The 439-nt window shown below is 36.9% G+C and carries 1 protein-coding gene; it reads right to left on the bottom strand.

Going from position 1 to position 439, the window contains the following annotated elements:
* A partial coding sequence (locus C6366_RS21125) for a HAMP domain-containing sensor histidine kinase (RefSeq protein WP_146164951.1) occupies nt 1–439 on the bottom strand: 439 nt, incomplete at both ends.

Raw genomic sequence — 439 nt, 5'->3', positions numbered from 1 at the left:
CTCCTATGCCAGTATCTTTTACATAAAGCATCAAATGACTGTTTTTTCGTATGCAGCCAAACCTAATTTCGCCTTTATGGGTGTATTTATAAGCATTTTTTACCAGATTGGTAAAAATGGCATAGATTTTCTCCTTATCAGTAAAAACTATTGAATCCTCAACTGCCAGTTTTTGTTCGAGTGTAAACAGAAGCTGTTTTTTCTCCATCATTGGTTTAAAAAAAGCGAAATTGAATTCCAGCACTTCGTTGATGTTTGTTTCAGAAAGGTGTATCTCCATCAACCCGGCTTCTATTTTTGAGATGTCGATAAGGTTGTTGAGGAGCGTAAGCAGGCGTTCTCCACTAGACTCTATAATTTCGATATACTCTTTTTGCTTACTTCCACTCAGTTCTTTGCCTTTAAGAAGTTCTACAAATCCCAGTATGCCGTTCATAGG

Origin of the sequence: Desulfonatronum sp. SC1, from assembly GCF_003046795.1 — a bacterium.
Taxonomy (GTDB): domain Bacteria; phylum Desulfobacterota; class Desulfovibrionia; order Desulfovibrionales; family Desulfonatronaceae; genus Desulfonatronum.
Note: the sequence above shows the minus strand (reverse complement) of the source record. Positions and strands in the feature narration are given on the sequence as shown.